The sequence below is a fragment of the Actinophytocola xanthii genome, from assembly GCF_001921205.1.
In the GTDB taxonomy this organism is placed as follows: domain Bacteria; phylum Actinomycetota; class Actinomycetes; order Mycobacteriales; family Pseudonocardiaceae; genus Actinophytocola; species Actinophytocola xanthii.
Genome location: NZ_MSIE01000035.1, coordinates 24338 through 40663 on the forward strand (window position 1 = coordinate 24338; position 16326 = coordinate 40663).

Sequence of the window (16326 nt, forward strand, 5' to 3'; positions counted from 1 at the left end):
TGACATGGCACTGCTCGAGGTTCGAGACCTCTCGGTCGTCTTCCAGCGCAGGGGGGAGCGACCGTTCACCGCGGTAGACGGGGTGAGCTTCGACGTGGAGCCCGGCCAGACGGTCGGTCTCGTCGGCGAGTCCGGCTGTGGCAAGTCGGTCACCTCGCTCGCCATCATGGGCCTGCTCGCCAAGCGCGGAGTGAAGATCAGCGGCTCGGCGAAGTTCGACGGCACCGAGCTGCTGTCCCTGTCCGACCGGCAGATGCGTGACCGGCGCGGTCGTGACCTGGGCATGGTGTTCCAGGACCCGCTGTCCTCGCTGAACCCGGTCGTCTCGATCGGGCTCCAGGTCACCGAGGTGCTCGAGCGCCACCGCGACATGTCCCGCAAGCAGGCCTCGGTCGAGGCGGCGGAGCTGCTGGAGAAGGTCGGCATCCCCGACCCCAAGCGGCGGCTCTCGGAGTACCCGCACCAGCTCTCCGGCGGAATGCGGCAGCGTGCCCTGATCGCGATCGCGCTGGCCTGCCGGCCACGGCTGCTGATCGCCGACGAGCCGACGACGGCGCTGGACGTGACCATCCAGGCGCAGATCCTGGCGCTGCTGGCGGACCTGGTCCGGGACACCGAGACGGCACTGATCATGATCACCCACGACCTGGGCGTGGTGGCCGGCCTCTGCGACGAGGTCAACGTGCTCTACGCGGGGCGGGTCGTCGAGCGGGCTGGTCGGCACGACCTGTTCCGCGTCCCCCGCCACCCGTACACCCACGGCCTGCTCGCCTCGATCCCGCGGCTCGACGCGCCCCGGGGCGAGCGGCTCTCGCCGATCAAGGGCTCGGTCTCGGACAACATCCCGTGGACCACGGGATGCGCCTTCGCACCCCGCTGCCCCAACGCGCTGGACACCTGCGTGCAGGTGACCCCGGCGATGGAGCCCGACCCGGTGGTCGCGGGGCCGCGGTTGCTGCGCTGCCACAACCCGGTGGAGCCGGCCACGGCCGCCGAGCAGGAGATCATGTCGTGACCGAACTGGAGAACCCGTCGTCCCCGCTGGTCGAGGTCGTCGACATGAAGGTCCACTTCCCGATCCGGCGGGGGGTGGTGCTGGACAAGACGGTCGGTTACGTCTACGCGGTGGACGGGGTGGACCTGTCCATCCGGTCCGGCGAGACCTACGGGCTGGTTGGTGAGTCCGGCTGCGGCAAGTCCACGCTCGGCCGCGCGATGCTCAAGCTGACCGAGCCGACCGCCGGTCGGGTCGTGTTCGACGGCATCGACCTGTCGTCGATGAAGGGCGAGCCGTTGCGCACGATGCGCCGGCGGATGCAGATGGTCTTCCAGGACCCGCTGTCCTCGCTTGACCCGCGCCAGTCGGTGGAGTCCCTGCTGGTCGAGGGCATGCGCGCGCACGGCCTGGACAAGGGCAAGGAGTCCTCTGCCAAGCGTTTGCGCGAGCTGCTGTTGGCGGTCGGCCTGCCCAGCACCTCGCTGCGCAAGTATCCGCACGAGTTCTCCGGTGGCCAGCGCCAGCGCATCGGCATCGCCCGCGCGCTGTCGGTGGAGCCGGACCTGATCGTGGCCGACGAGCCGGTGTCCGCGCTGGACGTGTCGGTCCAGGCGCAGGTGATCAACCTTCTCGAGGACCTGCAGACGGAGTTCGGCCTGACCTACCTGGTGATCGCGCACGACCTCGCGGTGGTGCGGCACATCTCCGACCGGGTGGGCGTGATGTACCTGGGCGGGTTGGTCGAGGAGGCCGACTCCGACCAGCTGTACCGCGAACCCCTGCACCCGTACACCAAGGCCCTGATGTCGGCGGTGCCGGTGCCCGACCCCCTGGTCGAGGACCGGCGCGAGCGGATCCTGCTGGCCGGGGACCTGCCGTCCCCGGCCAACCCGCCGACCGGATGCCGGTTCCACACCCGCTGCCCGTGGCGCCAGGAGACCCGGTGCGACACCGAGCGCCCGGCCCTGCGCGAGATCGACCCAGGGCACCGGGTCGCCTGCCACTACGCCGAGGACATCCGCGCCGGGCGGATCCGCCAGCACGCGGTCGAGGCCGAGCTGGTTCGGGAGGACTGGGACGTCGTGCCCGACGACGCCTCCCTGGCCGGCCCGGCCTCGGTCACGGAGACACTCGGTCCCTGACCACGCTGGGTCTCAGCGGTTGGCCCGGTTGACCGCCGAGACCACCGCACGGAGCGAGGCCGTGATGATCGAGCTGTGCACGCCGACGCCCCACAGCACCCGGTCGCCGACCGTGCATTCGACGTAGGCGGCCGCCCGGGCGTCGTCGCCGGCGGTGAGGGCGTGCTCGTTGTAGTCCAGGACCCGCACGTCGTAGCCGACCGAGGCCAGGGCGTCCACGAACGCCGCGATCGGGCCGTTGCCGGTGCCGTTGATCTCGTGCCGGTCGCCCTCCACCTCGATCACCGCCGCGAGTTCGTCGTGACCGGAGCCGTCGTCGCTGACCCGGTGCTCGCGCAGCACCAGCGGAGCCGTCGAGGTCAGGTACTCGGTGGCGAAGGTGTCCCACATGAGCGTCGGCGAGACCTCGCCGCCCTCGTTGTCGGTGTACTGCTGCACGACCCGGGAGAACTCGATCTGCAGGCGCCGGGGCAGGTCGAGCTGGTGCTCGGTCTTCATCACGTAGGCCACGCCGCCCTTGCCGGACTGCGAGTTCACCCGGATCACGGCCTCGTACGAGCGACCGACGTCCTTGGGGTCGATCGGCAGGTACGGGACCTCCCACGGGTGCTCGTCGACCGAGTGACCGGCGCGCTCGGCCTCCGCGCGGAGCGCGTCGAAGCCCTTGTTGATCGCGTCCTGGTGGCTGCCGGAGAACGCGGTGAACACCAGGTCGCCGCCCCACGGATGACGTTCGGGCACCGGCAGCTGGTTGCAGTACTCGACGGTGCGCCGGATCTCGTCGATGTCGGAGAAGTCGATCTGCGGGTCGATGCCCTGGCTGAACAGGTTCATACCCAGCGTGACCAGGCAGACGTTGCCGGTCCGCTCGCCGTTGCCGAACAGGCAGCCCTCGATCCGGTCGGCGCCGGCCTGGTAGCCCAGCTCGGCGGCGGCGACCCCGGTTCCCCGGTCGTTGTGCGGGTGCAGCGACAGCACGACCGAGTCGCGGCGCTCCAGGTTCCGGTGCATCCACTCGATCGAGTCGGCGTACACGTTCGGGGTGGCCATCTCCACCGTCGCCGGCAGGTTGATGATCACGGGGGCGTCCGGCGACGGCTGCCAGATCTCGGTGATCGCGTTGCACACCTCGGCCGCGTAGGACAGCTCGGTGCCGGTGTAGGACTCCGGCGAGTACTCGAACCGGAAGTCGGTGTCGGAGTACTTCCCGGCGAGCTCCAGCACCATCTCGGCCGCGGAGGTCGCGATCTTCTTGATGCCCTCGCGCTCCTCGCGGAACACCACCCGCCGCTGCAGGATCGAGGTCGAGTTGTAGATGTGCACGATGGCCTTGCGCGCGCCGGCCAGCGACTCGAACGTCCGCTCGATCAGCTCGGGCCGACACTGGGAGAGCACCTGGATCGTGACGTCGTCCGGTACAGCGCCGTCGGTGATGATCTCCCGGACGAAGTCGAAGTCGGTCTGCGAGGCCGCCGGGAACCCGACCTCGATCTCCTTGTAGCCCATGCGCACCAGCAGGTCGAACATCTTCCGCTTGCGTGCCGGGGACATGGGGTCGATCAGTGCCTGGTTGCCGTCCCGCAGGTCCACAGCGCACCACTGCGGCGCTCGGTCGATGACGCGGTCGGGCCAGGTGCGGTCGGGCAGCGATACGGGCTCGACGAGCTGGGCGAAGGGCCGGTAGCGGTGGGTCGGCATGGCCGAGCCCCGCTGAGTGTTCCACGCGGGCTGGTCCGGCGGCGCCGGTCGGGACGGGATCCGGATGCGGCTGGCGGCGCGCTGGCTGTCCTGGAAGTCCTGGATGCTCATGGCTGGGGTAGCTCCTGGTGCCGGGTTCGGTGAAGGAAGACCGGCACGACAACGCCCCGCGGCGGGGAGCCGGTCTGGTCAGGCCCCGTCGCGGCGACGAAGGAGGAGAACACGCGCCACGGAAGGCAGCCTAACCACCGTGTCCACCACTGGCGACTCCAGGGTGCGCAAAGTTGAGCCGAACGGTCTAGTCAAATTCCTCCATCCGGTAGTTTCATCACACGATCGGAGGGAATTCTTCTTCCATGACTACTCGTCGATGGGCCGTTAGCAGTGGCCGTGGAACCGCGGCGCGGATCATCACCGGTATCGGTGCGGCGTTCGCTCTGATCGAGGTCGTGTACATCCTCCTGATCCTGTTCGGTGCGAACCAGGCGAACGACTTCTTCCGCTTCGTGAAGTCGCTCGCGGAGCCGTTGGCGTTGTTCTTCCCCGGCTTGTTCAACCTGGCCAACAACAACCTCGAGACAATTCTGAACTACGGTCTCGCCGCCGTGTTCTGGATTGTGGTTTCCGGTTTCGTCGCCCGACTCGTTTCCCGATGACCGGTACCGGTGCTGGCTACCGGTCGGTAGCCAGCAGCCGGTCGACATGCCAGACTTCCCACCATGGCCGCGCACACCGAGCGCCCTGAGGGTGTCGAGCAGCACCGCCGACGCGGAGCAGCCGAGGTGCGCGCGACCGTGGTGGGAGTTCTGGCGGGTCTGGTCCGTTGGGTCGGGCTCGCCTTCGCGCTGGTCCTGGTCATCCACGTCCTGTTGACGGTCGGTAGAGCGAATCCGGACAACGGGATCACCGTCTTCTTCGCCGACGCCGCCCAGCCGCTCGCGTTGGCGTTCCGGAGCCTGTTCACGCCCGAGAACGGCGACCTGCGGGTGCTGGTCAACTTCGGGCTCGCGGCGTTGTTCTGGTTGATCGGCTCCGCCGTCCTGGCCCGGCTCATCCGCCGCCTCGGCTGAGCGCGGCGGGTTTCGTCCCGAACTCCAGAACGAGAACGTGTTCTAGTATGGTCCGGTGGACACCATCCCCGCCGTGCTCGCCGCCGCAGCCGACCGGTTCGGGGACGGCGATGCGATCGTCGACGACCCCGTCCGACTGTCCTGGCGCCAGCTGTACGCCGAGGTCCGCACCGCCGCGAGGGCGCTGATCGCCCTGGATGTCCGCCCTGGCGACCGGGTGGCGATCTGGGCGCCCAACACCCACCACTGGGTCGTCGCGGCCCTCGCGGTCACCTGTGCCGGTGGCGTACTGGTGCCGGTCAACACCCGGTTCACCGCCGGGGAGGCCGCCGACCTGCTCACCCGTAGCCAGGCGAAGGTGCTGGTCGTGGCCGGCGAGTTCCTGGGCCGCGACCGCCTGGCCGAGCTGCGCGACGGCGGCCACCCGGTCCCCGCCACCCTGGTCGTGGGACCGGCCGGTGTGCTCGGCCCGACCGCCGCCGAGCACACCGCCGACTGGGCCGGCCGCGCGGACCTCGCCGCGGAGGTACCGGTCGAGGTCGCCGACTCCCGCGCCGGTGCCGTGACGCCCGACGACCTCGCCGACATCCTGTTCACCTCCGGCACCACCGGCCGCAGCAAGGGCGCGATGAGCGCGCACCGCCAGGCCGTCGATGTGGCCCGGGCCTGGGCCGAGCTCGGCGAGGTGACCGCGGCCGACCGGTACCTGGTGATCAACCCGTTCTTCCACAGCTTCGGCTACAAGGCGGGCATCCTCGTCTGCCTGCTGACCGGGGCGACGATCGTCCCGCAGGCCGCCTTCGACGTGGTGGCGGCCATGCGGCTGGTGGCGCGGGAGCGGATTACCGTGCTCCCCGGCCCACCGACGATCTACCAGACGCTGCTCGACCACCCCGACCGCGCCGCGCTCGACCTGTCCAGCCTCCGCCTCGCGGTGACCGGGGCGGCCACCGTCCCGGTCGTCCTCGTCGAGCGCATGCAGAGCGAGCTGAGCTTCGACACCGTGCTTACCGCGTACGGGCTGACCGAGGCCGTCGTCGCCACGATGTGCCGGCCCGACGACGACGCCGCGACCGTCGCGCGCACCTGCGGCCGGCCGACCGCGGGCTTCGAGCTGCGCACCGACCCCGAGACCGGTGAGGTCCTGCTGCGTGGCCGCAACGTCATGCTCGGCTACCTCGACGACGAGGCCGCCACGGCCGCCGCCGTCGACTCCGAGGGCTGGCTGCACACCGGCGACGTGGGCCGGGTCGACGAGCGGGGCTACCTGACGATCACCGACCGGCTCGGCGACATGTACGTCTCCGGCGGGTTCAACGTGTACCCGGCCGAGGTCGAACAGGTCCTGGCGCGACTGTCCGGTGTGGCCGAGTCGGCGGTGGTGGGCGTCCGCGACGAGCGCCTCGGCGAGGTGGGCAAGGCCTTCGTCATCCGGCGTGGCGACGAGCTGTCCGAGACCGACGTGCTCGACCACTGCCGGCGCGAGCTGGCGAACTACAAGGTGCCGAAAATGGTCGAGTTCCGCGGCGAACTGCCGCGGAACTCGACCGGGAAGGTGCTCAAGCGCCTGCTGCGCGAGTGACTTACTTACGGCACGACCGTCACCACGTCACCAGGAGCCAACGAGTTGAAGAACGTCTTCGCGTTCTCCCGGGTCAGCCGCACGCAGCCGTGGGACTGCGAGTTCAGGCTCCCCTCGTGGAACGCGATACCGGTGTCGGTGAAGAACACCGCGTACGGCATCGGTCCGTTGTAGGCCTGACTCCAGTGGTCAATGTTCTTCCACGTCACGTGGTACACCCCCGGCGGGGTCTCGTACCCCGGCTTGCCGTGGGTGACCGGAACCCCGCCCAGGGTGACGCCACCGTTACCGTCCATCAGCCAAGCGCGGTTGGCGCTCAGGTCGACGCAGGCTCGGGTCTCGCCACCACACGGGGCCGGCGACGCGCTGGCCGTGCCCGGCGCGGCAAACATCGCCGCTCCGACCGCGGCCGCACCGGCGGCCATGCCCGTGATCTTCCGCAACTTGCTCATCGTGGACCTCCCATCCGCCCTGAGGGCTCGTGTTCAGTCTTTCGACGCCATAGGACTTCCCGCTCCGCGCGCGATCAAACACGCTGAGTCAAACCGTCGAAGATCAGGCTGAGGTAGTGCTCAGCCAACTGGTCGGCGGACAGGGACCCGTCGCGCCGGAACCAGCGCACGGCGACCCAGACCGAGTCGCGCAGGAACCGGTAGGTGACGAGCGGGTCGAGGTCGGCGCGGAACTCCCCGGCCGCCACGCCGTCGCGCAGCACGGTGATCCAGATCCGCCTGACCTCAGCCTCGACCTCGGTCAGGTAGTCGAAACGCGGCAGACCCCGGAGGTAGCCGCGCTCGTTCTGCAGGACGGTGATCGCCGCCCGGTGCTCGGACATCGACCGGAAGGACACCCGCACCAGTTCGCCCAGAGCCCGCGTCGGCGTCGTCCCGTCCGCGACCACCGCCCGGTAGGTGTCCAGCAGGTCCCCCAGATAGCTGGACAGCAGCTCGTCGAGGATCGTCTCCTTCGAGTCGAAGTGGTGGTAGAGACTGCCGGAGAGCACCCCGGCCGCGTCGCCGATGTGGCGGACCGTCGTGGCCCGGTACCCCTGGTCGGCGAACAGCTCGGCGGCGATCTGCACCAGCGCCTCGCGCCGTTCCGAGGTCCTGCCCTGCTTCGTCCCCTGTTTCGGGCTCATCGCTCCCACTTCCTACCCAAGCGCTAGCTTGGTAGCGTAACAGGATGCCTGAGGCGTACCTCGTCGACGCCGTTCGCACCCCGGTCGGCCGGCGTGGCGGCGGGCTCGCCGGTGAGCACCCGGCCGACCTCGGCGCGCACGTCCTGCTGGCTCTGTTCGACCGCGTGGAGCTCGACCCGGTGGTGGTCGACGACGTGGTCTTCGGCTGCGTGGACACGATCGGTCCCCAGGCCGGCGACATCGCCCGCACCAGCTGGCTGGCCGCCGGCCTGCCCAGCGAGGTGCCAGGGGTGACCGTCGACCGCCAGTGCGGCTCCTCCCAGCAGGCCGTGCACTTCGCCGCGCAGGCCGTCATGTCCGGCACCGCGGACGTCGTCGTCGCCGGCGGGGTGCAGAACATGAGCGCGATCCCGATCTCCTCGGCCATGCTCGCCGGCCGCGAGCACGGCTTCGCCGACCCCTTCCGGACCTCCCGCGGCTGGCTCGCCCGCTACGGCGACCAGGAGATCTCCCAGTTCCGCGGGGCGGAGGTGATCGCCGCGAAGTGGGGCATCACCCGCGCGGAGATGGAGGAGTTCGCGCTGGGCAGCCACTACTCGGCGCTCGCCGCGATCGAGGCCGGCCACTTCGCCGGGGAGATCGCCCCGGTCGGCGGGGTGCGCGAGGACGAGTGCCCCCGCCGCGACACCAGCCTCGCCAGGATGGCCGCGCTGGCGCCCCTGCTGCCCGACGGTCGGCTGACCGCCGCCCTGGCCAGCCAGATCGCCGACGGGGCGGCGGCACTGCTGGTCGTCTCGGAGCGCGCGCTGCGCGTGCACGGCCTCAGCCCGCGGGCCCGCGTCCACCACCTGAGCGCCCGCGGCGGCGACCCGCTGACCATGCTCGACGCGCCGATCGAGGCGACCGCGCACGCCCTGCGCCGAACCGGTCTGTCCATCGACGACATCGATCTGGTGGAGATCAACGAGGCGTTCGCGAGCGTGGTCCTGGCCTGGCTGCGGGAGACCGGCGCCGACCCCGGGCGGGTCAACCCGACCGGCGGCGCCATCGCGCTCGGACACCCGCTCGGCGCGACCGGTGCCCGGCTGATGACCACGCTGCTCGGCAACCTCGAACGCACGCGCGGTCGGTACGGGCTGCAGACCATGTGCGAGGGCGGCGGGCAGGCGAACGTGACGATCCTGGAGCGGCTGTGAACATGTCTGGGCGGGTCGTACTGGTCACCGGCGGCTCCCGCGGGGTGGGCCTGGGCATCGTCCGCGCATTCGCCGCGGCCGGCGCGCACGTGGTGACCTGCGGTCGCTCGGCCGCGGAGTCCGAGGTCCGCTACCACCGGGCAGACGTCCGCGACCCCGCCCAGGTGGACGGCCTGGTGTCCGCGGTCGTCGAGGAGTTCGGGCGGCTCGACGTCGTGGTCAACAACGCCGGCGGGGCACCGCCGGCGCAGGCCGCCACCGCCTCGCCCCGCCTGCACGCCAAGATCATCGAGCTGAACCTCGTCGCCCCGCTGCACGTGTCCCAGCGGGCGAACGCGGTCATGCAGGAGCAGGAGTCCGGCGGGGCGATCGTGATGGTCGGCAGCGTCGCCGGGACCAGGCCCTCGCCGGGCACCGCTGCCTACGGAGCGGCCAAGGCGGGCCTGGCCAACCTCGCCGCCAGCCTCGCCGTCGAGTGGGCGCCGCGGGTCCGGGTGAACACGGTCGTCGTGGGCCCGGTCGACACCGAGCTGTCCCACCTGCACTACGGGGACGCCGACGGGGTGGCCGCGGTGGGCTCGACCATCCCCATGGGACGGATGGCCACTCCCGCCGACGTGGCGCAGGCCTGCCTGTACCTGGCCGCGCCCTCCTACGTCACCGGGAGCACCCTGACCGTGCACGGCGGCGGGGAGCGCCCCGCGTTCCTTGCCGCGTCGAACGCGGTGCCGTCGTGATGCTCGCCGGCCGGGTGGCGGTGGTGACCGGAGCCGGTCGGGGAATCGGCCGTGCGCACGCGCTGGAGTTGGCTCGCCGGGGCGCCGCGGTGGTGGTCAACGACGTGGGTGGGGCGGCCGCCCCCGTGGTCGAGGAGATCACCGCGGCCGGCGGCAGCGCGCTCGCCCACGACCTCGATGTGTCGACTTCGGAGGGTGCCGAGTCCCTGGTCGAGTCGGCCGTCTCCAGGTGCGGCCGGCTCGACGTGCTGGTCAACAATGCCGGCATCGTGCGGGACCGGATGCTGGTGTCGCTGTCCGAACAGGAGTGGGACGACGTGGTGCGGGTGCACCTCAAGGCCCACTTCCTGACCATGCGCCACGCCGCCGCGCACTGGCGCGCGGCCGCGAAGGCGGGTGAGCCGGTGGCCGCACGGGTGATCAACACCAGCTCGGGCGCCGGCCTGTGGGGCAGCGTCGGCCAGGCCAACTACTCGGCCGCCAAGGCAGGCATCCTCGGCCTGACCCTGGTCGCGGCCGCGGAGCTGGCCCGCTACGGCGTCACCGTCAACGCCATCGCGCCCGCGGCCAGGACCCGGATGACCGAGTCGCTGTTCCCCGACCTCCCCGGGCCGGAGCACGTGTCCCCGCTGGTGGTCTGGCTCGCCGGCCCCGAGTCCGGCGCGGTGACCGGCCGCGTCTTCGAGGTGGAGGGTGGCCGGATCACCGTCGTCAACGGTCCGGTTCGCGGCCCGACCGTGGACAACGGCACCCGGTGGGACCCCGCCGACCTCGGCCGGGTCGTCGGTGCCCTGCTGGCCGAGGCCCCGGAGGCGACACCGGTCTACGGAACCTGATCCACCCACTCGTCCACCCGAGGGTCCTCCCTGACCTCGAACAGGTCCGGCGCCACCTGGACCGACCGCTCCCGGATCCGTTCCGCCCAGCCCGGCGGCCACACGGTCGTGCTCGACCACCGCACGCCGGCCAGGTTCGCCGACTCCAGCTCCAGCTCGGCCAGATCCACTCCGGAGAAGTCCGCCAGGGCATGAACGAGGTCCTCGCGCGTGCGGACGATGGACCAGGCCACCTCGCGCGCTCGCCTGGTGTTGCCCAGGGTGACCCATCCCCGGACGTTCTCCAGATCATGGGCAAGCGACCGCTGGTACCCCCGCCCGAGGCCACCCACGCGGTCAACGCTCTCCAGATCGGGCCGGCACGTGGCCGCGAAGTACTGGTAGAACTCGTCGTCGGTCCGGAAGACGTCGGTCTTCGGATCGGCGGCGGCCCACCGCTCCCACTGGTGCAGCGCCTCCCGCGTCGCCCGCGCGACCCCCGCTTCGAGTGCGGCCAGCAAGCGGAGCCGCGCGGCCGGCGGCTCGTGTACAGCCATCGCGGTGAACCCGGCCAGCCCGCGCAGCCCTCGGCGGCGCGGACGCGGCTCGCTGGGGAGGATCGTCCACAACCCGGCCTCGGGGTCGAGGGCTGCCTCGAGCGCGTTGTCGATCGCCGACCGCCGCCGGGCCAGGGTGGCGTCGCGCAGGCCGGCCTCGACGTCCAGGACGGTGTCGAGCAGGTCGTGCAGGTCGTGGAGTGGATCGGCGCTCATCGGAGGTGGTCCTTCCCGATGGCCCGGCGCGCCTTGTACAGGCTGGACCGCACGGCGTCCACGTCGATGCCGAGCTCCTCGGCGATCTCGGCGGGGGTGTACTCGTACAGGCTCCAGGCCAGGACCTGGCGCTGCCGGGGCGGCAGCGCCGCCAGCGCCTCGACGAGGTCGGTACGCAGCGCCGTCAGGTCGGCCTCGCCGCCCCGCCAGAGTGGGGTCGGCTCCGGCGGGTTCGCCGTCGGCGTCTCCACGGCGAACATCCGGCGGGCCAACCCACGGGACGCGACCCGGAAGGCCCAGGCACGGGGGTGCTCGATGGCGCTCCACCGCCGGTAGGCCGTGCACATCGTCTCCTGGGCGACGTCGGCGGCGTCGACCGACGAGCCGCCCTGCAGGATCAGGAACCCCACCAGGTGTTTCACGTTCAGCCGGTAGAAGGCCGAGAACTCCTCGTCGGTGCCGGTCGGCGCGACCGGGCGGGCCGTGTCAGCGGGCTCGTGGGGGTTCATCGCGGCCGATCCGGAGCTGGACGGTGAGCGTGCCGGCCCGCAGGAGCCGTTCGACGACCAGGAGGATGGCCGCCGCGAGGATGGGATCCATGTTCGCCTCACTCTCTGTCGGTAGTGGGAGGCGCGACGGGCCGTGATCGTGAACTCAGAAGGCCGGATTGCCCCATTCGCCGGTGAAGGCCAGCTCCGCGAGCGGCCTGCGCCGGCGCGGGGCCAGCTCGCGGTCGCGGCGGGCGTCGTCGAGCTGGTCGGGGGAGCCGAGGGTGCCCAGGGCTATCACGACCAGGGGTTGGATGTCCTCGGGCAGGGCGAAGCTGAGCTTGGCGCCCTCGCGGTCGAAACCACCCATCTGGTGGGCGGCGACACCCTCCGCGACGGCCTGGAGCACCAGGTTCTGCACGGCCAGGCCGACGCCGTACTCGGCCATCGGCACCTGGCCCTTCTCGTTCCTGGTCGCCACGCAGGCCAGGACCAGCACCGCCGAGGGCCAGGCCCACTCCCGGTTGCGCTGGGAGAGCAGGGCGAGGATCCGCTCGTAGGTCTCATCGCCCCGCCGGCCGACCATGAACCGCGCCGGCTGGGTGTTGCCGTTGGACGGTGCCCAGCGCGCCGCCTCCAGCATCGCTCGCAGGGCCACCTCGCTGACCTGGCCGTTCGGGTCGAGTGCCCGAGGGCTCCAGCGGGTCCTGATCAGCTCGTGCACGGGCACGCTGGTCTCGGCGTCCTTGTCCATCAGATCGCGTATGCCCAGGACGTGAGCGAGTAGGCGCCGAACCAGGAGCTGGCCAACGCCAGCCCGCACAGCGTGAGCACGATCGTGGCAGGCCGCCGCCTGGCCAGGCCGAGGGCGACCGGGATGAGCAGGGCCAGGGCCGGGAGCATCAGCCGGGCCTTGGAGTTCATCAGGCCGTTGGACCCGAGGTCCATCGCCAGCACCCCGGCCGAGTACACCACCAGCGGCCACTCCACCCGGCGCACCACGCAGACGACCAGCAGGACGACCGCCAGCACGATCAACCCGACCGTGGTCACCTCGAGCACCGACCTGGCGTCGGCCAGTGCCTCCAGGCTGAACCGCACGGTGGCCGCGCCGCCGTCGAAGCCGGTGCCCCAGCCGCGCTCCTGGAGCTGGAACCAGCCGTCCCAGGTGCCGGTTTGCACGCCGACCCAGGCCAGGTACCCGATCAGCCCGACCGGCGCGAGCAGCCCGCCGACCCACGGCCGCCACCCGTCCTGGCGCTTCCCGATCGCCACGATGACCGCGAGCGCGACCGCGAGGACCAGCGCCGCGCCGGTCGACCGGACCAGGCCGGCCAGCGCGCAGGCCACCCCGGCCAGCAGCCACCGCCGCTCGAGCACGCCGACCAGTGACCAGGCGGCCAGCGCGCAGAACATCGCCTCCGAGTACGCCATCGAGAGCACGACCGACATGGGCGCGGCGGCGAACAGCGCGACGAGGATCAACCCGGCCCGCTCGGAGCCGCCGCGGACGTGCCGGCCCAGCCTGGCCAGCGCGTAGGAGCAGGCGATGCCGGCCGCGATCGTCACCGTCAACGCGGCGGAGACCAGCCCGATCCCGCCGTCGCCGTCGATCCCGGCGAGCCAGCGGATGGCGGTGGGGTAGCCGGGGAAGAAGGCGAGCGGCGTGGCGGTGGTGCGGTTGCCGAACGCGTCGACCAGGCTCGCCGGCACCCCGGTGTAGCCACCCTCGGCGATGGCCAGGAACCACTGTCCGTCCCAGGACCGCAGGGCCTCGGTCACCGACCGGTCGTTCTCCGCGGCCATCCAGCCCAGCACCAGCAGGCCGAGCTCGCGCACCGCCAGGAAGATCATTGCCGGGGCGAGCAGCATGCCGACCCGGCGCACGGTCCACCGCCGTCCCGGGCTGGGCGCCGACGGTGGCTCGAGGGTCCGCTTCGCGGTCGGTTCCGACGGCGGCCCAGGGGCCTGCTTGCCGGTCAGTGCCGACGGCGGCTCGGGGGCCTGCCTGGGGGTCGGTTCCGGCGTCGGGGCAGTGGTCGGCTCTGGTCGCTCGACCCGCTCGCTCGTCGGCTCCGGCGCCGACGAAGGGCCGTCGGCGGCATCGTCGGCGGTGCTGGCGCCGGTGCTGGCGGCCCCCGGCCGTCCGGACTCCTCCTCGTCGGAGTCGGCTCGCGTCACTTCCGTCGCAGACACCCCGATCCTTCCCATGCCATCTGCCGGCCGGTACAGCCTAGGGGGCGTCCTCGCACGTGGCGGCGAGCACACAGGCGCTGGGGAGGACGGCACCCCTCGGTTAGGCTCCTGAACGGGTCGCTTCGAGGAGGTTTCGGACAGTGGCGCTCGTGGTCCAGAAGTATGGCGGGTCCTCTCTGGAGAACGCGGACCGCATCAAGCGGGTCGCCGAGCGCATCGTCGCCACCCGCAAGGCCGGCAACGACGTCGTCGTGGTGTGCTCGGCCATGGGGGACACCACCGACGAGCTGCTCGACCTCGCCCAGCGGGTGAACCCGGTGCCCCCATCGCGCGAGATGGACATGCTGCTCACCGCCGGGGAGCGCATCTCGAACTCGCTGGTCGCGATGGCGATCGGGGCGCTGGGGGCCGAGGCCCGATCGTTCACCGGCTCCCAGGCCGGCGTCATCACCGACTCCGCCCACGGCAAGGCGCGGATCATCGACGTCACGCCGAGCCGGGTGCAGCAGGCGCTCGACGGCGGCTACATCTGCCTGGTCGCCGGCTTCCAGGGCGTCAGCCAGGACACCAAGGACATCACCACGCTCGGCAGGGGCGGCTCGGACACCACCGCCGTCGCGTTGGCCGCCGCGTTGAACGCGGACGTGTGCGAGATCTACACGGACGTGGACGGCGTCTACACCGCCGACCCACGCATCGTGACCAACGCGCGGCGGTTGGACCGGGTCTCCTACGAGGAGATGCTCGAGATGGCGGCCTCCGGCGCGAAGGTGCTGATGCTGCGCTGTGTCGAGTACGCCCGCCGCTACGGCGTGACGATCCACGTCCGCTCGTCGTACACCAACAAGCCGGGGACGATCGTGACCGGCTCAGTGGAGGACATTTCCGTGGAACAGGCGATGATCACCGGCGTCGCACACGACCGGTCCGAGGCGAAGGTGACCGTGACCGGCGTGCCGGACCAGGCCGGCGTCGCCGCCCGGATCTTCCGGGTGGTCGCCGACACCGAGATCGACATCGACATGGTGTTGCAGAACGTCTCGAGCACCGTGTCCGGTCGCACCGACATCACGTTCACGCTGTCCAAGGACAACGGCCCGGCCGCGGTCGCCGCGCTGGAGAAGATCAAGGACGAGCTGGGCTTCAGCGCGGTGCTCTACGACGACCACGTGGGCAAGGTGTCGCTGGTCGGCGCGGGGATGCGCTCCCACCCGGGCGTCACGGCGACCTTCTGTGAGGCGCTGGCCAAGGCCGGGGTGAACATCGAGATCATCTCGACCTCGGAGATCCGGATCTCGGTCCTGATCCGCGACACCGACCTCGACGAGGCGGTGCGGGCGATCCACGAGGCGTTCGAGCTCGGCGGCGACGAGGTCGCCACGGTGTACGCGGGGAGCGGTCGCTGATGGCCCCCACCCTCGCCCTGGTCGGCGCCACCGGTGCCGTCGGGTCCGTGATGATCGAGCTGATGAACGAGCGCCCGAGCTGGCCGTGGGGCGAGGTGCGGTTGATCGCCTCGGCGCGCTCGGCCGGCCGCAAGCTCACCGTCCGGGGCGAGGAGCTGACCGTGCTCGCCCTGGCCCCGGAGGTCTTCGACGGCGTGGACATCGCGATGTTCGACGTGCCGGACGAGATCTCCGCGGAGTGGGCCCCGATCGCCGCCGAGCGCGGCGCGGTCGTCGTCGACAACTCCGGAGCGTTCCGGATGGACGACGAGGTGCCGCTGGTCGTGCCGGAGTGCAACCTCGACAAGGTCGCCGAGCGGCCGCGGGGAATCATCGCGAACCCGAACTGCACGACGTTGTCGATGATGGCCTCGCTCGGTGCCCTGCACCGCGAGTTCGGCCTGCGTGAGCTCGTCGTGGCCTCCTACCAGGCGGTCTCCGGAGCCGGGGCGGCCGGCATCGACCGCCTCTACGCCGAGCTGGCCGCTGTCGTCGGCAAGGGGGTCGGGGTGCGCGCGGGCGACGTGCGCGAGGCCGTCGAGGCCGCCGGTCTGTCCTTTTCAGACTCTCCGTTCCCGGCGCCGCTGGCGCTGAACGTCGTGCCGGCGGCGGGCTCCTACAAGGGTGACGGCTGGTTCTCCGAGGAGCTCAAGGTCCGCAACGAGTCCCGCAAGATCCTCGGCATCCCGGACCTGAAGGTGTCCGCGACCTGCGTCCGCGTCCCGGTGGTGACCACGCACTCGCTCGCCGTCCACGCCACGTTCGCCCGCGAGGTGACCGTCGACCAGGCCCGTGCGGTGTTCTCGGCCCAGCCGTCGGTGGTCGTCGTCGACGACCCGGCGAAGGGGGTCTTCCCCACGCCGGCCGACGTGGTCGGCGCCGACCCGACCTACGTGGGCCGGATCCGGCAGGCGCTGGACTTCCCGAACACGCTCGACTTCTTCGTGTGTGGCGACAACCTGCGCAAGGGGGCGGCGCTGAACACCTACGAGATCGCGGAGGCACTGGCCGCCGAGAGCTGACGCCGAACGTTTGTCGGTTGTTCGCGT

The 16326-nt window shown here is 71.3% G+C and carries 17 protein-coding genes; 10 read left to right on the forward strand and 7 right to left on the reverse strand.

Annotated elements, in window-relative coordinates:
* The first annotated feature begins 4 nt into the window (after window positions 1–4).
* Together BU204_RS19430 and BU204_RS19435 are read left to right on the forward strand one after the other, a co-directional pair.
* Complete coding sequence (locus BU204_RS19430) at window positions 5–1015, forward strand: ABC transporter ATP-binding protein (protein WP_075127129.1); 1011 nt, start codon at window positions 5–7, stop codon at window positions 1013–1015.
* A 44-nt stretch (window positions 1016–1059) separates the two neighbouring features.
* Complete coding sequence (locus BU204_RS19435) at window positions 1060–2139, forward strand: ABC transporter ATP-binding protein (protein ID WP_075127174.1); 1080 nt, start codon at window positions 1060–1062, stop codon at window positions 2137–2139.
* A 12-nt stretch (window positions 2140–2151) separates the two neighbouring features.
* Here BU204_RS19435 and leuA read toward each other — a convergent pair whose 3' ends face one another.
* A complete protein-coding gene (leuA, locus tag BU204_RS19440) occupies window positions 2152–3948 on the reverse strand; it encodes a 2-isopropylmalate synthase (protein WP_075127130.1) in 1797 nt (598 codons plus the stop codon).
* A gap of 245 nt (window positions 3949–4193) precedes the next feature.
* On the opposite strand from leuA, the gene BU204_RS19445 reads away from it, so the two are divergent.
* The 3 genes from BU204_RS19445 (at window position 4194) to BU204_RS19455 (ending at window position 6489) form a co-directional block, all read left to right on the forward strand.
* On the forward strand, window positions 4194–4493 hold the full coding sequence (locus tag BU204_RS19445) for a hypothetical protein (RefSeq protein WP_075127131.1): 300 nt from the start codon (window positions 4194–4196) through the stop codon (window positions 4491–4493).
* Window positions 4494–4556: 63 nt separating this feature from the next.
* A complete protein-coding gene (locus BU204_RS19450; RefSeq protein ID WP_075127132.1) occupies window positions 4557–4907 on the forward strand; it encodes a hypothetical protein in 351 nt (116 codons plus the stop codon).
* A gap of 55 nt (window positions 4908–4962) precedes the next feature.
* Window positions 4963–6489 (forward strand): FadD3 family acyl-CoA ligase, encoded by a 1527-nt coding sequence (locus tag BU204_RS19455; protein ID WP_075127133.1) that lies wholly within the window; start codon window positions 4963–4965, stop codon window positions 6487–6489.
* A gap of 5 nt (window positions 6490–6494) precedes the next feature.
* Here the strand turns inward: BU204_RS19455 and BU204_RS19460 are convergent, their stop codons facing one another.
* Window positions 6495–6941: a L,D-transpeptidase gene (locus tag BU204_RS19460; protein ID WP_143229599.1), complete on the reverse strand. Its 447-nt coding sequence runs from the start codon at window positions 6939–6941 to the stop codon at window positions 6495–6497.
* Window positions 6942–7015: 74 nt separating this feature from the next.
* Window positions 7016–7627 (reverse strand): TetR/AcrR family transcriptional regulator, encoded by a 612-nt coding sequence (locus BU204_RS19465; RefSeq protein WP_083661443.1) that lies wholly within the window; start codon window positions 7625–7627, stop codon window positions 7016–7018.
* A 44-nt stretch (window positions 7628–7671) separates the two neighbouring features.
* Between BU204_RS19465 and BU204_RS19470 the strand changes: the two genes are divergently transcribed.
* From BU204_RS19470 to BU204_RS19480, 3 genes are read left to right on the forward strand one after another with little or no spacing between them, the layout of a single operon-like run.
* Entirely contained in the window at window positions 7672–8823 is a 1152-nt protein-coding gene (locus BU204_RS19470; protein WP_075127134.1) for an acetyl-CoA C-acetyltransferase, read from the forward strand.
* Between the two features lie 2 nt (window positions 8824–8825).
* A complete protein-coding gene (locus BU204_RS19475) occupies window positions 8826–9560 on the forward strand; it encodes an SDR family oxidoreductase (RefSeq protein WP_075127135.1) in 735 nt (244 codons plus the stop codon).
* Window positions 9560–10396, forward strand: coding sequence for an SDR family oxidoreductase (locus BU204_RS19480; RefSeq protein WP_075127177.1), 837 nt, complete (start codon window positions 9560–9562; stop codon window positions 10394–10396). Before BU204_RS19475 ends, BU204_RS19480 begins: the two co-directional genes overlap by 1 nt.
* Here BU204_RS19480 and BU204_RS19485 read toward each other — a convergent pair.
* The 4 genes from BU204_RS19485 to BU204_RS19500 all read right to left on the reverse strand — a co-directional run bounded on the left by BU204_RS19485 (window position 10384) and on the right by BU204_RS19500 (window position 13832).
* Entirely contained in the window at window positions 10384–11148 is a 765-nt protein-coding gene (locus BU204_RS19485) for a hypothetical protein (RefSeq protein ID WP_075127136.1), read from the reverse strand. The two genes, BU204_RS19480 and BU204_RS19485, sit on opposite strands and share 13 nt — an antisense overlap.
* Window positions 11145–11657, reverse strand: a complete 513-nt coding sequence (locus tag BU204_RS19490; protein ID WP_075127137.1) for an RNA polymerase sigma factor — start codon at window positions 11655–11657, stop codon at window positions 11145–11147. Before BU204_RS19490 ends, BU204_RS19485 begins: the two co-directional genes overlap by 4 nt.
* Window positions 11658–11802: 145 nt before the next feature.
* Entirely contained in the window at window positions 11803–12390 is a 588-nt protein-coding gene (locus BU204_RS19495) for a nitroreductase family protein (protein WP_075127138.1), read from the reverse strand.
* On the reverse strand, window positions 12390–13832 hold the full coding sequence (locus tag BU204_RS19500) for an ICP22 family protein (RefSeq protein ID WP_233160412.1): 1443 nt from the start codon (window positions 13830–13832) through the stop codon (window positions 12390–12392). Before BU204_RS19500 ends, BU204_RS19495 begins: the two co-directional genes overlap by 1 nt.
* Window positions 13833–13972: 140 nt before the next feature.
* Here BU204_RS19500 and BU204_RS19505 point away from each other — a divergent pair, with 140 nt between their 5' ends.
* Both BU204_RS19505 and BU204_RS19510 read left to right on the forward strand, forming a co-directional pair.
* Window positions 13973–15238: an aspartate kinase gene (locus tag BU204_RS19505; RefSeq protein WP_075127139.1), complete on the forward strand. Its 1266-nt coding sequence runs from the start codon at window positions 13973–13975 to the stop codon at window positions 15236–15238.
* Window positions 15238–16299: an aspartate-semialdehyde dehydrogenase gene (locus tag BU204_RS19510; RefSeq protein ID WP_075127140.1), complete on the forward strand. Its 1062-nt coding sequence runs from the start codon at window positions 15238–15240 to the stop codon at window positions 16297–16299. The genes BU204_RS19505 and BU204_RS19510 overlap by 1 nt, the downstream gene beginning before the upstream one ends.
* Window positions 16300–16326: the final 27 nt, after the last annotated feature.

Excerpts from the sequence above, each read along its gene's own strand:
- BU204_RS19430 (WP_075127129.1), top strand. The coding sequence starts at position 5 with ATGGCACTGCTCGAGGTTCGAGACCTCTCGGTCGTCTTCCAGCGCAGG.
- BU204_RS19435 (WP_075127174.1), top strand. The coding sequence starts at position 1,060 with ATGAAGGTCCACTTCCCGATCCGGCGGGGGGTGGTGCTGGACAAGACG.
- leuA (WP_075127130.1), bottom strand. The coding sequence starts at position 3,948 with ATGAGCATCCAGGACTTCCAGGACAGCCAGCGCGCCGCCAGCCGCATC.
- BU204_RS19445 (WP_075127131.1), top strand. The coding sequence starts at position 4,194 with ATGACTACTCGTCGATGGGCCGTTAGCAGTGGCCGTGGAACCGCGGCG.
- BU204_RS19450 (WP_075127132.1), top strand. The coding sequence starts at position 4,557 with ATGGCCGCGCACACCGAGCGCCCTGAGGGTGTCGAGCAGCACCGCCGA.
- BU204_RS19460 (WP_143229599.1), bottom strand. The coding sequence starts at position 6,941 with ATGAGCAAGTTGCGGAAGATCACGGGCATGGCCGCCGGTGCGGCCGCG.
- BU204_RS19465 (WP_083661443.1), bottom strand. The coding sequence starts at position 7,627 with ATGAGCCCGAAACAGGGGACGAAGCAGGGCAGGACCTCGGAACGGCGC.
- BU204_RS19470 (WP_075127134.1), top strand. The coding sequence starts at position 7,672 with ATGCCTGAGGCGTACCTCGTCGACGCCGTTCGCACCCCGGTCGGCCGG.
- BU204_RS19475 (WP_075127135.1), top strand. The coding sequence starts at position 8,826 with ATGTCTGGGCGGGTCGTACTGGTCACCGGCGGCTCCCGCGGGGTGGGC.
- BU204_RS19480 (WP_075127177.1), top strand. The coding sequence starts at position 9,560 with ATGCTCGCCGGCCGGGTGGCGGTGGTGACCGGAGCCGGTCGGGGAATC.
- BU204_RS19485 (WP_075127136.1), bottom strand. The coding sequence starts at position 11,148 with ATGAGCGCCGATCCACTCCACGACCTGCACGACCTGCTCGACACCGTC.
- BU204_RS19490 (WP_075127137.1), bottom strand. The coding sequence starts at position 11,657 with ATGAACCCCCACGAGCCCGCTGACACGGCCCGCCCGGTCGCGCCGACC.
- BU204_RS19495 (WP_075127138.1), bottom strand. The coding sequence starts at position 12,390 with ATGGACAAGGACGCCGAGACCAGCGTGCCCGTGCACGAGCTGATCAGG.
- BU204_RS19510 (WP_075127140.1), top strand. The coding sequence starts at position 15,238 with ATGGCCCCCACCCTCGCCCTGGTCGGCGCCACCGGTGCCGTCGGGTCC.